The organism is Arthrobacter sp. 01T425 (assembly GCF_056398725.1).
On sequence record NZ_JBFTPY010000023.1, the window covers coordinates 1 to 13,898 of the forward strand.

The window sequence follows — 13,898 nt, forward strand, 5'->3', positions numbered from 1 at the left end:
CACGGACCTGGTCCGCGACGAGGGCATCCGTCCCGGGTCCTCGGCGGAGAAGCTCGCCGGGCTCAAGACCGTGTTCCGGACCGGGAACGGCACCGTCACGGCCGGGAACGCGTCCCCGCTCTCCGACGGCGCGTCCGCGGCGTGGCTGGGCAGTGAAAAGGCCGCCGGGATCCTGGGGATGGAGCCTTTGGCCCGGATCGCCGGGCGCGGCGCGCACGCCAACGACCCGCAGTACTTCGGCTACGCCCCGGTCGAGGCCGCGAACAAGGCCCTCGCCAAGGCCGGGATCGGCTGGGACCAGGTCGGCGCCGTCGAACTGAACGAGGCGTTCGCCGCGCAGTCCCTGGCCTGCATCAACGCCTGGGACATCGACGCGGGAATCGTGAACCGGCACGGCGGCGCGATCGCCATGGGCCACCCGCTCGGCGCCTCCGGCGGCCGCATCCTCGGCACCCTGGCCCGGTCCCTGCACGCCTCCGGGCAGCGCTGGGGCGTCGCCGCGATCTGCATCGGCGTCGGCCAGGGCCTCGCCGTCGTGCTCGAAAACGTAACTTCCCGCGATGCGGCATAGAGGACAGGGCAAAGACAGATGCTGAATTTCATCGACACCGTCGGCGAGGCAATCGCCGGCATCAAGGATGGCTCCACCGTGATGATCGGCGGCTTCGGCAACGCCGGGCAGCCGTTCGAGCTCATCGACGCGCTGCTGGAGTGCGGCGCCACCGGCCTGACCGTGGTGAACAACAACGCCGGCCAGGGCGACCAGGGCCTGGCCCTGCTGATCAAGGAAGGCCGGGTGAAGAAGATGATCTGCTCCTTCCCGCGGCAGTCCGACTCCTGGCATTTCGACGCCAAGTACCGCGCCGGCGAGGTTGAGCTCGAACTGGTCCCGCAGGGAAACCTCGCCGAGCGGATCCGTGCCGCCGGCGCCGGGATCGGCGGTTTCTTCACGCCCACCGGCTACGGCACCATGCTCGCCGAAGGCAAGGAAACCCGCTTCCTGGACGGCAAGTGGCAGGTGTTCGAGACCCCCATCCACGCCGACGTCGCCCTGATCAAGGCCCTCACGGCGGACGGCCGGGGCAATCTGGTCTACCGTAAAACCGCGCGGAACTTCGGCCCCATCATGGCCGCCGCCGCGAAACACACCATCGCCCAGGTGTCCGGGATCGTCCCCACCGGCGGACTGGACCCGGAAAACATCGTGACCCCCGGCATCTACGTCAACAGCATTGTGAAGGTGGCCTGAGATGAGCATCCCAACCAATGACCAGAGTCTGCGGACCGGCAACCAGGCTGATCTCCAGACGTCCGGCAAGCCGCTGGGCCGTGACGATCTCGCCCGCCTCGTGGCCCGCGACATCGTCCCCGGATCGTTCGTGAACCTCGGCATCGGCCAGCCCACCCTGGTCTCGAACTACCTCGAGCCGGAGCAGAACATCACGCTCCACACCGAGAACGGCATGCTCGGCATGGGCCCGGAGGCCACCGGGGACCAGATCGACGGCGACCTCATCAACGCAGGGAAGATCCCCGTGACCGAACTGCCGGGGGCGTCCTACTTCCACCACGCTGACTCCTTCGCCATCATGCGCGGCGGACACCTGGACATCTGCGTCCTGGGCGCCTTCCAGGTTTCCGCCACCGGCGACCTCGCCAACTGGCACACCGGGGCCCCGGACGCGATCCCCGCCGTCGGCGGCGCCATGGACCTCGCCACCGGCGCCAAGGACGTCTTCGTCATGATGACGCTCCTGACCCGCGACGGCGTGTCCAAACTCGTGGAGAGCTGCACGTACCCGCTCACCGGGATCGGCTGCGTGACCCGCGTCTACACCGACAAGGCCGTCTTCCTGACCGGACCCGACGGCGTCCAGGTGCGGGAGACCTTCGGCTGCACGCTCGAGGAACTCCAGGCCATGGTCCCGATGCCGCTCCGGGCGGCGGACCCAAGCTGACAGGCCTGCGGCCGGACAAGCTGTGGGCACCGCTAAAGTGATGCGGGACCGAGAGGCGGAAAATGACTGAGCCAGCCAAGAGCGGCGGCGCGCCCGCGGCCAGCGACCAGTACGTGCAGTCGCTGGCGCGCGGGCTCGCAGTGATCCGTGCCTTCGACACGGAACACCCCAAGATGACGCTGACCGAGGTGGCGGCCCGGACCGAGCTGACCCGGGCCACCGCCCGGCGGTTCCTGCACACGCTCGCGGAGCTGGGCTATGTCCGCACGGACGGCAAGATCTTCGCCCTGACTGCCAAAGTGCTGCAGCTCGGCTACGCCTACCTGTCCGGGCTCTCCCTGCCGCAGCTCGCCCAGCCGCACCTGGAAGAGCTCTCCCTCGAACTGGGGGAGTCGACGTCGGCCGCGGTGCTCGAAGGCACCGACATCGCCTACATCGCCCGGGTTTCCACCCGGCGGATCATGACGGTCGGCATCACGGTGGGCACCCGCTTCCCCGCCTACGCCACGTCCATGGGCAGGGTGCTGCTCGCGGCCCTCCCGCCGGCGAAGCTGGAAGAGTACCTCGCGGCAGCCGAGATCCGGCCCCTGACTCCCGGAGCCATCGGAACGCGGGCCGCCCTCCTGGCGGAGCTGGATACTGTTCGCGCCCAGGGCTGGTGCCTGCTGAACCAGGAGCTGGAGCTGGGCCTGATGTCCATTGCGGCGCCCGTCCACGACGGGCCGAAAGTGGTGGCGGCCATCAACGTCTCGCTGCAGGCCCAGACGGTATCCGCGCAGCCCGATCCGGACTCCTACCTCAAGGCCGTGCGTGAGGCGGCGCTGGCCACGGCGGAAATTATCTCCGAGGACCTGACCTCGGGCCGGTGAAACGCGTTTCAGACGGTACGTCTGGGAAGGGGTACGTCCTGGGAAGAGAACCGTCAGGTAGCGGGATCCGGGATCGGCTCAGTTGAAACCGTGATCGTCACGCCACCGGGTTCGTCACCGATTTTCAAATGCAGGTCCCTGCCCACCAACAGGGCATGGATGTCTTCGCTGCCTCCGGGCGCGATCTGCTCGGCCAGCCGCGTGAGCGCCAGTGCCATCGCCCGGCCCCAGTCGTGCGGATCGACGCTGGATGATTCTGCCGTCGCTGAGTAATTCTCTGTTTCAGTCATCTGCCCCCGCTTTCGGCGTCCGGAGCGCAGCCTCCGGCACATCACGAAGTCCAGTCTAGTGAGCCTGCGGAGCGCACGTCCACGATTCGCGCCGGCCCTGCGCAGGTTACGCGGGCACTGCGGCTAGGATTTTAGTTCGGGAACCCTCCGCCGAATTGCCCCTAAGGACGCCATGACAGAGAACAGCACCGCGACGTCGGAGACCCTGGAAACCGGGGACAATACAGCGTCCCGGCGCGCCGCCGTGGTTATCAACCCCATGAAGTCTCCCGGCGACAGCTTCCGCGCCTCCTTCTTCCGCCTGTGCGAGACCCAGGGCTGGGCGGAGCCGCTGTGGCTGGAAACCACGAAGGAGGACACCGGGCTGGGCCAGGCCCGCGAGGCGCTGGAGGCCGGAGTCGACGTCGTAATCGCCGCAGGCGGCGACGGAACGGTCCGCTGCGTGGCGGAAGTCCTCGCAGGCACCGGAACGCCGATGGGCCTGGTGCCCCTGGGGACCGGGAACCTGCTGGCCCGCAATCTCGGCATCGACATCACGGACCCCGTGGCGGCCAGCTACGACGTCCTGAGCGGCACGGACACCAAGGTCGACGTAGTGAAGGCCACGCTGGACCACGCCGAGACGGAATCCACCTTCCTGGTGATGGCCGGACTTGGCTACGACGCTGCGATCATGGCCAACACCGTCGACGAACTCAAGGACCGCGTGGGCTGGCTCGCGTACGTTGAGGCGGGCATCCGGCACCTGCCGGGCAAGCCCATCAGGGCGAAAATCAGCATGGACGGCGAGCACCCGGTACGGCGCCGCATCCGCAGCGTGATGGTGGGTAACTGCGGCAAGATCATGGGGGGCGTGGAGATCTTTCCCGACGCCAAGATCGACGACGGCATCCTGGACGTCGTGATTTTGGCCCCCATCGGCCGGTTCGGCTGGCTGGATGTGCTGGCCGGCGTCTTCGGCCGGAGGAATGCCAAGAATGCGTCGGTGGAATACTTCGCTGGAAAGTCAGCCGAGATCGAACTCGCCCACGAGCAGGAATTCCAGCTCGACGGCGACCCCCTCGGCAAGGCCAAGCACCTTAAGGTCACGGTCGAGCAGGATGCCCTCACCATCCGGATGACAGGCATCTGACCCTGCGCCAACCATCGGGCGGCTATTTCACCGGCCAGCCGGGCCGCCGGCCTGCCGGGCCGGCTAACGCGCCGCCGGCCGGTGCGCCAGGATCTCCGCGAGTTCGGCCAAACGGTGTGCGCGGGCAGACTCGGCAGGCGTAAACGGCTCGCCGGGCCGGGAAAACGTAATGGGCCCGTGCCACGCCGTAGGGATTTTCAGGACCGTCCCGTCACCGCCCGTGGAGGGCGGGCCCTCGGTGATGCCGGCGGCCGTTCCGGGGATGATCCGTGCCCGCAGCAGTTCCGCGACCGCCAGCGGCAGCTCCTCCGGGCTGGCGGCGATCCGGGCGGCCAGGCTCAGTGCGCCGGTTTGCCCGTCGGCCATGGCAAGGGCGGTGGTCGGCCAGACGTGCGGGTCCGCTCCGCCGCCGGCCCGCAGCGCCCGGAGCAGCTCGGCTTCGCGGACTTCGCCCGGGGCCGAGAGCACAAACTCGTCCAGCACACCGCCGGCCACGGGATGAACATGAATGCTGAGGATGTTCGTGTTCAGGCCGGCCAGGGCCTGCGTCAGTTTCTGCAGCGACCCGGGCTTGTCTTTCAGGACGGTCCGCGCCCGCCACAGGGCGGGTGCGGCGCCGAGCCGTTTGCGGTGCCGCAGGGCCGGGGCATGCAGCCAGCCCCTGAGCATCCGGGCCGCCGAGGGTTCGGCCACCCAGATCACCAGGATGGTCGCGGTCATGGTCAGCACCAGGACCTTGGCAACGTATGGCAGGTGGGTTTGCACCACCGCCGCGTGCACCAGCAGTTCGATCGGGAGCATCACGGCGACATTGGCCAGGGTCAGCCGTGCCTTGGTCGGTTCGGGCATCTGGCCGCACACTTCGCAGCTCAACTCGGAGGTGGCCGGGGACTGGGCTTTGCCGGTGGTTTTGGCAGGGTTTTTGCCTGTAGCGTTGCGCGTCATGCTCCCATGATTCCGGCCGGCTGTTTCGGCCGGGTTGCCGCCGGGTGACGGTTTCGCGCCGGGACCGGGCCAGGCCGAGTGATCGTGCTGTTACAGGTCCGGTCCACCCTCCGGGCCGCGCTGGAGCAGGTGGCGGTGGGCGTAAAGGTCGCGGAGCAGGGCGACCTCGGCCAGGTGGTGGATCATCTCACGGTTGATGTGCAGGACCAGTGCTGCCATGGGGGCATCGGCGTACGGGCCCTCGGCCGGCCCGCAGGGTGCCGCCAATCCCGATTCGTGGAGGCCCTTCACGCCGTGGATCCACCGGCCGTAGTACTCGTCCAGCTGGGCCAGTGCCCCGGCCGCGGTGCCGGGGTAGGCGAAGCTCTGGTAGTCCAACGGTGGGCCGCCAAAGTGCGATGCCGTGCGTGCGCCGAGGACGCCGACCAGAATGTGGCACAGGCGCCACGCAATGGTTGTCACCGGAGCAGGAACGGGCTCCGGGTAGCTGAAATCTATGGTGAATTCGCCCGAACCCGGCGCGGCCGGTGGTGTTGAGGCGTCTTTGCGGCGGACATTCCAGCCCGGTACCGGCTCCCAAAAGTACTCGTGGTCAGTCAACCCCTCCAGCCGCGGCCGGGCCTGATTGGCAAAATGCCAGTCCAGTTGGTCCACCAGCTCGTGGTTCCAACTAAGGTCCGGCATGGTGTTCCTCCTTGGCAGTCAAGCTCGCGCGGCGGGCCCCTACATCAAAGCACTCCGGTCCGGCCGCCCGCCAGAGGGCCCGGCAAGGACGGGTCAGACGTGAGTTCGGCTTGCGGTTCCGGCCGGTTCGGACGAGTGTGCCTTCCCCTCCGGGTACTCCCCGTCCCGGTGTTCCCCGTCCGGGTGTTCCCCGACGCGGGCGCGGGTGGCGGCGGAGTCCGGGCCGGCCAGATTGGCCAGCAGGTCGCGGATCTCGGCCAGCAGCGCGGTGTCGGCCGGGATCGGTTTCTCCTCGGGCTCGGCTGCCTTGAGCCGGTTCTTGACCATTCGGTTGATCCGGTTCATGGGGGCCACGAAAATGAAGTACACCACCGCGGCGGTGATGAGGAAGGTCAGGAAGGCCGTCACCACGGCGCCGATGTTGACGAAGGTCTTGTCGTTGCCAGGCCAGACGTAGAAGCCCAGGCCGTGGGTTTCGACTCCGCCGGCGGCAGCCAGGATCGGGTTGACGATGTTTGCGGTGAACGCGCTGACCAGGGCGGTGAAAGCGGTGCCGACCACGACGGCGATGGAAAGTTCGATCACGTTGCCGCGCAGGATGAAATCCTTGAATCCTTTGAGCATGGGGAACCTCCGGTGTGCGTTGCGGGCTTGATTCAACCGATAGACGCTACCACTTCGCGGTGCAGCCGGCCGATCCCGATCAACGGATTCCGATGCCGCCGCCGCGCCGTTCCGGCGTAAACTCCCTCTTGGATGCCAGCGCCGCCGTCGTAACACTCCGGCTGCAACGAAAGGCGCCTGAACTCATGAACAAATGCGTGAGAACCCGCCCATGAAGAGCTTTTTCGCTGTGAGGCCGGCGCTATGAAGGTGTTCGCCGAGATGTTCACCATCGCGCCGGGCAACAAGGACCACCAGGTTGCCTTCCGCTGCGCCGTGGGAGTCTTTGTTCCGCTGATCACGCTGGTGCTGCTGGACCGCCTGGATCTGGCAATCTTCGCTTCCTTCGGCGCCTTCACCGGCATCTACGGCCGCAACGAGCCGCACGCCAGGCGTCTGACCCTGCAGGTCCGCGGCGGCGGGCTGATGCTGCTGGTGATGTTCCTGGCCGCCCTCACCGCGCGGGTGGACGCCCTGGCCGGGCTGTCGGCGGCAGGCACCACCTGGGTCCTGGTCGTGGCCACCACCGTGATCGCGTGGGGCTGCTCCCTGGTTGTCGCGTGGTGGCGCCTGCGCCCCTCCGGTTCGCTGTTCCATATCTTCGCGTTCGCGGCCATCGCGTCAATCCCCAATCAGCCGCCGCTGTGGCAGGCCATGCTGGTGGCGGTCCTCACGGTGGCTTTCTCCCTGCTGCTCGGCCTGTCCTCGCGGGTGGCCCGGAGCCACCGGACCCCGTGGGTGAATCCGAGACCGGCGGCCCTCACTCCGCGGGAGACACGCACCGCGTGGCATGAAAGCTGGGGCTACCTCGTGGCGGCAGGCCTGGCGGGAACGCTGGGAACCCTGGCCGGGGAATGGCTGGGCATTGGCCACAACTACTGGGCGATGGTGGCCGCCGTCGTTCCGCTGGTGGGCCACACAACCCGGCACCGCGTCAGCCGCGGCCTGCAGCGAATCGCGGGCACAGCCCTGGGGCTGGTGCTGCTCGCCGGCATCCTGCTCCTGCAGCCGACGCCCTGGCAGACGGTGCTGGTCATTGCCGCGTGCCAGTTCGGCGCCGAGATGTTCATCGCCCGCCAGTACATGCTGGCGCAGGTTTTCGTCACGCCGCTGGCCCTGACCTCGACGCTTCTCGTGGCGCCCGTGCCGCCCGGCCTCCTGCTCCGCGACAGAATCGTCGAGACCATCATCGGCGCCGCCGTCGGCATCGCCGTCGTGCTGGCGCCCGGCGCGTGGCGCAAACTCAGGGGCCGCCGCGAGGCGCGGACCCCGGAGCGCTTCTCCTAGGCGCGACTGACGGCTACGAGTGCCCGACGCTGGCGCCGGCGCGGGACACTGCCGGAACGGTCTGCGGGACAAAGGCGAGGGCGAGCACCGCCAGGACGGCGGCCGCGGCGAAAACATAGAAGCCCCACGGGTAGGCGATGCCGGCGGCCACCAGCGCGCCGGTGACGGCCGGGCCCATAATTGCCCCCAGCCGGCCCACGCCGGCGGCAAAGCCCAAAGCGGTGCCGCGCAGGCGGACGGGGAAGAGCTGGGTGACCCAGGCGTAGACCAGAACCTGGGAGCTGAAGACGAACACGCCGGTGACGAAGACGGCGGCATAGAGCACCACTTCGTTCTGGATCTGGACGCTGAGCGCGGCCAGGAACACGGCGGAGAGGCCAAACCAGAGCAGGACGATCTTCTTGGTCCCGTGCCGGTCGGCCAGGACGCCGGCGATCAGCAGGCCCACCACGGCGCCCACGTTCAGGACCAGGAGCAAGGCGAGGCCGGCGTTCAGGCTGTAACCGGCGGAGGCCATGAGCTGCGGCAGCCAGGTGTTCAGGCCGTAGACCAGCAGCAACCCCATGAAGGACGCCACGGCCACACCGGCCGCAATCAGCGGGTAGGGCTTGCGGCCCAAATCCCGGAAGCTGGCGCGTTCTTCCGCGGGCGCGGCCCCGGCCTGTGTGCGGGCCTGGCTGCCGGCCGGGGACTTGGCGGCCGCGGGGATGTGGTGGACCGGCGGAAGGGTCTCCGGAAGCTTGAACCACAGGAAGGGGACCAGGGCGAAGCCGGCCAGGCCGCCGGCCACGAACATGGTCCGCCAGCTTGGAATGACCATGAGGGCCAGGAACGCGGTGGCCACGGCGCCGACGTGGTACCCGGTCATGGTCCGGGTGGTGGACTTTCCGGCCGTTCCGGCGGGTGCGTAGTCGTTCATGTACGCCAGCGCGGCGGGCAGGCAGGCGCCCAGGCCGAGGCCCGCCAGCAGCCGGAACGTGCTGAACCACGCAACGTTGGGTGCGAAGACGACGGCGATCGTAAAGAGGGAGAACCACGCCACGCAGGCCACCAGCAGGTTCCGCCGGCCAAAGCGGTCCGAGAGCGGGGCGATGAAGAGCGCGCCGAGCCCCACACCCACCAGGGAGACGGTTGCGGCGAACGTCGCCCCAACGGCGTCGAAGCCAAGTTCCTGCGACTTGATGAGGGTCGGGATGACCGTGCCGAGCACCACCAGGTCAAAGCCGTCCAGCACCATGGCCAGCCAGCAGAGCCACACGGGCCACCGTGATTTCTCTCCCGATGACGACGACTTGTCCAATGACGACGTTGACATTGTTACCCCAGCGCTAGTGTTTAGGTGATTCCGTGCCCCGGCCGGTGTTCGCCGGGCCTCTTTCCATTGTGAGAGTTGTATCACCGCGCCGTGTTGCATGGGACACTTAAAACCATTCAACGGAAGGGATATGGTGGCCAACTCGAACTCCGGCGACTCGGTGGTGGACCGGGTCCTGCGGTTGATTGCCGCGTTCCCTGAAGGCGTCACGGCGCTGCCGCTCTCGGAGCTTGCCGCGAGGGCGGAGCTCCCCCTGACCACCGCGCACAGGCTCGTCCGGCAGTTGGCCGGGCATGGCCTGCTCGACGTGGGCCCCGGCGGCTCCGTCAGCCTGGGCCTGCGGCTCTGGGAGCTCGCCAACCGCAATTCCCCCACGCTCGAACTCCGCCAGGCAGCCCTGCCGTTCATGGAAGACATCCAGCAGGTGCTGCATCAAAACGTGAACCTCGCCGTGCTGGACGGGCGGGAAGCGCTCTTTGTGGAGCGGCTGTCCCGCCGCGGCTCCGTCGCCAACCGGGCGCAGGTGGCCGGCCGGATGCCCGTGCACGTGTCCTCCGCCGGGCTGGTGCTCATGGCCAACCAGCCCCGCCCCGTCCAGGCCGAGTACCTCGAGGGATTCAGTGATCCGGCCGGCCGGCTGGCACTGGAGGATCTCCGCGCCCTCCTTGGCGAGGCCGCCCACCGGGGCTATGCCCAGCTGGCCGGCGTCGTGGACCCTGACACGTGGGGGATCGCGGTTCCGGTGCTGGACCGCAGGAAGCACGCCGTGGCGGCGCTCGGCGTCGTTGTTCCCCTTCGCGAGGTGCGCCTGCAGGCGCTTGTTCCCGCCCTCCAGACGGCGGCGCGGGGGATCGGGCGGCGGCTGGGAGAGCCCCGCGAGAATCCTGTATTCCATTCAGCGGAATCCATGTAACGCGTATCACCCCCGGGGGAGCACACTGTTAGCCGGAAGACGAAAACGGCCCCGGCCCCGACCGCCCGGACCCCGCAACGAAGCGAGACGCACATGGCACAGCGAAAAGTCATCACCACCCAGGTAGCCATCATCGGGGCCGGCCCGGCCGGACTCATGCTGTCCCACCTGCTGGCCAAGGCCGGCATCGAATCCACCGTCCTGGAGATCCGCAGCCACCAGGCGATCTCCGAGACGGTCCGTGCCGGCATCCTTGAGCACGGCTCAGTTAACATGCTCGTCGACAGCGGCGTCTCCGACCGCGTGCTGCGTGACGGCGACCGGCACGACGGAATCGAACTGCGTTTCAACGGCGAAAGCCACCGGATCGACTTCCAGGACCTCGTCGGGGAATCGGTGTGGCTGTACCCGCAGACGGACGTGTTCCTGGACCTCGCCGCACGCCGGAAGGCCGACGGCGGCGATGTCCGCTACGGCGTCACGGACACCACCATCCACGACATCGAAGCCAAGCCCAAGGTCTGGTTCACGGACGCGGACGGCGTCGAGTACGAGCTCCAGGCCGACTTCATCGCCGGCGCGGACGGCTCGCGCAGCCACTGCCGGTTCCAGATTCCCGAGGCGCACCGCAAGTGGTACTTCCACGAGTACCCCTTCGCCTGGTTCGGCATCCTGGCCGAGGCGCCGCGCAGCTCCGACGAGCTGATCTACGCCAACTCGGAGAACGGCTTCGCCCTGATCAGCCAGCGCACGGAGACGGTTCAGCGGATGTACTTCCAGTGCGACCCCAACGAGGACGTCAACAACTGGGATGAGGACCGCATCTGGGAGGCCTTCCGCAGCCGCGTCAACGGCAACGGATTCGAGGTCAAGGAAGGGCCCGTGATCGACAAGACGGTCCTGAAATTCCGCAGCTTTGTCCACGCCCCCATGCGGCACGGCAACCTGTTCCTCGCCGGAGACGCCGCGCACACGGTGCCGCCCACCGGGGCCAAGGGCCTGAACCTGGCGCTGCATGACGTCAAGGTCCTCTTCGAGGGATTCGACAGCTTCTACGCCACCGGCTCCGCCGCGCTCCTGGACGCCTACAGCGACCGCGCCCTGAACAGGGTGTGGAAGGCCCAGCAGTTCTCCTACTGGATGACTTCAATGCTGCACACCCCGGCCGGCGCCGATGATTTCTCCCGCGCCCGCCAGCTGGGCGAGCTCCAGTCCGTGGTGTCCTCCCGCCACGGCAGCGCCTACCTCGCGGAGGCCTACACCGGCTGGCCGGGGGCCCGCTAGACCGGCGGCCCGGCGGGGCTCATATTTTCCGTCGACAGGCACCGGGGCCAGGACTAGCCTTGAACCGTCCCAGCACGACCCGACAAGGACGATGGAGAGGTGTCCGATCATGGGAACCGAAGAGAATGTTGAACTGGTCCGGCGGGGTTACACGGCCTTCAACGCAGGGGATATGGCGACCCTCAGCGACCTGTTCGCGGAGGACGCAGTCTGGCACGTTGCCGGAAGCGGCGTGCTATCCGGAACCAAACAGGGCCGCGACGCGATCCTGGCGTACTTCGGTGAACTGGGCGCGCGCACCCAAGGTCACTTCCAAGCCAACGTCGAGGACATCGTCGGCGGGGAAAACCACACGGTCGCGATCCAGCAAACCCACGGGGAAGCCAACGGCAAAACCCTGGACATGCCTACCGTCATCACGTTCGTGGTTCGCGACGGACAGATCGCGGAAGGGCGGGAGTTCTTCGAGGACACGGCCAAGGCAGACGACTTCTGGACCTGACCGAACAACCGCATGATCGGCCCCGCCCGCAGGCTGTTTCCATCATCGGCGGCGGCATCGCCGGGCTGGCTCTTGCAGCCCGGCTGGATCCCGCGCGTTTCGAGGTCACGGTCACAGAACAGCGGTGCGGGCTCCCGACCGTGGGGACATCCTTGGCCATGTGGCCCGCGGCCCAGCGCGCCCTCGGCGATTTGGGCATCCTGGACGCCGTCAGGGAGGCCAGCCCGGTGATCGACGGCATGACCGTCCGGGCGGCCTCCGGCAGGGCATGGACATCAGCGCAGGCGACGGGGCTGATCGGCGTCTCCCGGGTTGATCTCGTCCGGCTCCTCGACGGTGCAGTCCCGGCCAGCGTGCGCCGGGTGTCCGGCCGCCTCGACGTCGTCCGTCCCGGTCCTGCCGGCCTCGTGGTGGGCGCTGACGGTGTCCACAGCGCGGTGCGCCGCAGCTGCTGGGGTGCCCGCTCCGGTGCCCGGTACACCCGCTACCTCGCGGTCCGCGGCGTGGTTCCCGGATCGCTGTGGCGGGGGCACACGGGCGAATACTGGGGCCGCGGGCAGCTCTTCGGGATTGGTCCCGCGGCGGCCGGGACCAACTGGTACGCGGCGTTCCGCTCCGGGGCGGGACACGGAAGCCTCGACGTCGCCGCGGTCCTGGCGGAAACCCGCGCCCGCTACGCAGGCTACGCCCCGGGCATCCGCGACGTCCTGGCCGCTGCGGAACCGGAAACAACCCTGGTGCAGCGGATCTGGACGACGCCGCCGCCTGGCAGCTATGTCCGCGCCCGGGTGGCACTCCTCGGGGATGCCGCCCACGCGATGACACCCAACCTTGGCCGGGGTGCCTGCGAGGCGCTGGTCGATGCCGTGACCCTCGCGGCGCTGCTCAATACCCGGCCCGTGGACGAGGCGCTGGGCGCCTACAACCGGGCGCGCCACCTCCGCACGCAGGCGTTGCGGTGGGCGTCGTCGGCCGTGATGCGGCTGGCCCTGGCGGAGCGGGGCCAGCCTGTGCGGGACGCGCTGCTGGGCTTGGCTAGTCCTGGTCCAGGGTCTCGGTCAGATGGTGCGTTGGAATCCGGTCCCGGTCGTAGGTGATCTCGGTATAGCCGTGCGGCTCTGGCTTGCCGGACGGGCTCAGGTTCACGAAGACGATCTCATCAATGGTGAGGATGCTGCGGCGCGTGATCATGTTCCGGACTTCGGCCCGCATGGTCAGCGATGTCCGGCCGAAACGGGTCGCGGTCAGGCCCATTTCGATCAGGTCGCCCTGGACCGCGGAGCTGACAAAGTTGATTTCGGAGATGTATTTGGTGACGGCCCGGCCGTTGCCCAGCTGCAGGATGGCGTAGATGGCCGCCTCCTCGTCGATCCACTTCAGCAGGCTCCCGCCGAACAGGGTGCCGTTGGCGTTGAGGTCCTCGGGCCGCACCCATTTGCGGGTACGGAAGGTGATGTCGGCCGATTCCATAGTGCGAGGTTAGCCGACTCCGTGACCGGCGGCGTTGTGTGACGCAGCCGGCCCGGGGAGGCGCGCGGCCTCACGCCATGGCGGTGTGCGCGGCGCTGTGCGAATCGATCGGCTTCGCGTAGCAGTACGAGTGCACCAGGCCGACATAAGGCCCAAAGTTCGGCACGGAAACGAAGCCCGAGTTCTCGTAGAACTGCCGGCCGTCGGTCTGCACCGAGCCGGCCTCCGCAGTCAGGGTGGTGATTCCCAGCGCGTGGGCGTGGGCTTCGAGGGCCGCGAGGATGGAGCTCGCCACTCCTGAGCCACGGGTGTAGGGCAGTACGTAGAGGCGTTTGATTTCAGCGGTGGTGGCGTCCAGCATGCGAAGGCCGCCGCAGCCCACCGGCTGGCCTGAGGCTTTGTCGTGCGCCACCAGGAACACCGCCGTGTCCGCTTCCGACGGCGGCGGGCCGGGTTCGTGGTCGGGCCGGCCGAAGCGGGCCTCGAGTTCCGCCTGCTGGGCTGCCCTCAGGTCCGCGCCGACGGGGTTCGCCCAAGTGACCTGACGGATGTTGAGCCGCGGGTTGGTCTGCATCACTGCCTCGAT

The 13,898-nt window shown here is 68.3% G+C and carries 17 protein-coding genes; 10 read left to right on the forward strand and 7 right to left on the reverse strand.

Annotated features, from left to right (window positions below):
• The 4 genes from AC1DNG_RS19280 to AC1DNG_RS19295 all read left to right on the forward strand — a co-directional run.
• Positions 1-571, forward strand: a 571-nt coding sequence (locus tag AC1DNG_RS19280; protein ID WP_476888031.1) for a thiolase family protein, incomplete at its 5' end; no start/stop codon positions are given.
• Between the two features lie 18 nt (positions 572-589).
• Complete coding sequence (locus AC1DNG_RS19285) at positions 590-1,249, forward strand: 3-oxoacid CoA-transferase subunit A (RefSeq protein ID WP_230007405.1); 660 nt, start codon at positions 590-592, stop codon at positions 1,247-1,249.
• A 1-nt stretch (position 1,250) separates the two neighbouring features.
• Entirely contained in the window at positions 1,251-1,958 is a 708-nt protein-coding gene (locus AC1DNG_RS19290; RefSeq protein WP_476888032.1) for a 3-oxoacid CoA-transferase subunit B, read from the forward strand.
• Positions 1,959-2,020: 62 nt separating this feature from the next.
• A complete protein-coding gene (locus AC1DNG_RS19295; protein ID WP_028277605.1) occupies positions 2,021-2,827 on the forward strand; it encodes an IclR family transcriptional regulator domain-containing protein in 807 nt (268 codons plus the stop codon).
• 53 nt (positions 2,828-2,880) lie between these two features.
• Here AC1DNG_RS19295 and AC1DNG_RS19300 read toward each other — a convergent pair whose 3' ends face one another.
• Entirely contained in the window at positions 2,881-3,117 is a 237-nt protein-coding gene (locus AC1DNG_RS19300) for a hypothetical protein (RefSeq protein WP_028277604.1), read from the reverse strand.
• Between the two features lie 172 nt (positions 3,118-3,289).
• Between AC1DNG_RS19300 and AC1DNG_RS19305 the strand changes: the two genes are divergently transcribed.
• Positions 3,290-4,249, forward strand: coding sequence for a diacylglycerol/lipid kinase family protein (locus AC1DNG_RS19305; RefSeq protein WP_043436382.1), 960 nt, complete (start codon positions 3,290-3,292; stop codon positions 4,247-4,249).
• A gap of 63 nt (positions 4,250-4,312) precedes the next feature.
• Here the strand turns inward: AC1DNG_RS19305 and AC1DNG_RS19310 are convergent, their stop codons facing one another.
• The 3 genes from AC1DNG_RS19310 to mscL form a co-directional block, all read right to left on the reverse strand.
• Positions 4,313-5,194 carry an ACT domain-containing protein gene (locus AC1DNG_RS19310; protein WP_476857683.1) on the reverse strand — a complete coding sequence of 294 codons (882 nt, stop codon included), beginning with the start codon at positions 5,192-5,194 and terminating at the stop codon, positions 4,313-4,315.
• Between the two features lie 90 nt (positions 5,195-5,284).
• Entirely contained in the window at positions 5,285-5,878 is a 594-nt protein-coding gene (locus AC1DNG_RS19315; protein ID WP_476888033.1) for a DinB family protein, read from the reverse strand.
• Positions 5,879-5,971: 93 nt separating this feature from the next.
• Positions 5,972-6,502: a large conductance mechanosensitive channel protein MscL gene (mscL, locus tag AC1DNG_RS19320; protein WP_476888034.1), complete on the reverse strand. Its 531-nt coding sequence runs from the start codon at positions 6,500-6,502 to the stop codon at positions 5,972-5,974.
• A 243-nt stretch (positions 6,503-6,745) separates the two neighbouring features.
• Here mscL and AC1DNG_RS19325 point away from each other — a divergent pair, with 243 nt between their 5' ends.
• Complete coding sequence (locus tag AC1DNG_RS19325) at positions 6,746-7,828, forward strand: FUSC family protein (protein ID WP_476874168.1); 1,083 nt, start codon at positions 6,746-6,748, stop codon at positions 7,826-7,828.
• A gap of 13 nt (positions 7,829-7,841) precedes the next feature.
• On the opposite strand, the gene AC1DNG_RS19330 is transcribed toward AC1DNG_RS19325, so the two are convergent.
• Complete coding sequence (locus AC1DNG_RS19330) at positions 7,842-9,143, reverse strand: MFS transporter (protein WP_476857687.1); 1,302 nt, start codon at positions 9,141-9,143, stop codon at positions 7,842-7,844.
• 133 nt (positions 9,144-9,276) lie between these two features.
• On the opposite strand from AC1DNG_RS19330, the gene AC1DNG_RS19335 reads away from it, so the two are divergent.
• From AC1DNG_RS19335 to AC1DNG_RS19350, 4 genes are all read left to right on the forward strand, one after another.
• A complete protein-coding gene (locus AC1DNG_RS19335; protein WP_476874192.1) occupies positions 9,277-10,056 on the forward strand; it encodes an IclR family transcriptional regulator in 780 nt (259 codons plus the stop codon).
• Positions 10,057-10,149: 93 nt separating this feature from the next.
• Positions 10,150-11,340 (forward strand): 4-hydroxybenzoate 3-monooxygenase, encoded by a 1,191-nt coding sequence (locus AC1DNG_RS19340; protein ID WP_476859610.1) that lies wholly within the window; start codon positions 10,150-10,152, stop codon positions 11,338-11,340.
• A 109-nt stretch (positions 11,341-11,449) separates the two neighbouring features.
• Positions 11,450-11,842 (forward strand): nuclear transport factor 2 family protein, encoded by a 393-nt coding sequence (locus tag AC1DNG_RS19345; protein ID WP_230008143.1) that lies wholly within the window; start codon positions 11,450-11,452, stop codon positions 11,840-11,842.
• A 44-nt stretch (positions 11,843-11,886) separates the two neighbouring features.
• Complete coding sequence (locus AC1DNG_RS19350) at positions 11,887-12,939, forward strand: FAD-dependent monooxygenase (protein ID WP_476888051.1); 1,053 nt, start codon at positions 11,887-11,889, stop codon at positions 12,937-12,939.
• On the opposite strand, the gene AC1DNG_RS19355 is transcribed toward AC1DNG_RS19350, so the two are convergent.
• Together AC1DNG_RS19355 and AC1DNG_RS19360 are read right to left on the reverse strand one after the other, a co-directional pair.
• Positions 12,878-13,312, reverse strand: a complete 435-nt coding sequence (locus AC1DNG_RS19355) for an acyl-CoA thioesterase (protein ID WP_079555099.1) — start codon at positions 13,310-13,312, stop codon at positions 12,878-12,880. The genes AC1DNG_RS19350 and AC1DNG_RS19355 overlap by 62 nt on opposite strands.
• Positions 13,313-13,382: 70 nt before the next feature.
• Positions 13,383-13,886: a GNAT family N-acetyltransferase gene (locus tag AC1DNG_RS19360; RefSeq protein ID WP_043436378.1), complete on the reverse strand. Its 504-nt coding sequence runs from the start codon at positions 13,884-13,886 to the stop codon at positions 13,383-13,385.
• Positions 13,887-13,898 lie beyond the last annotated feature (12 nt).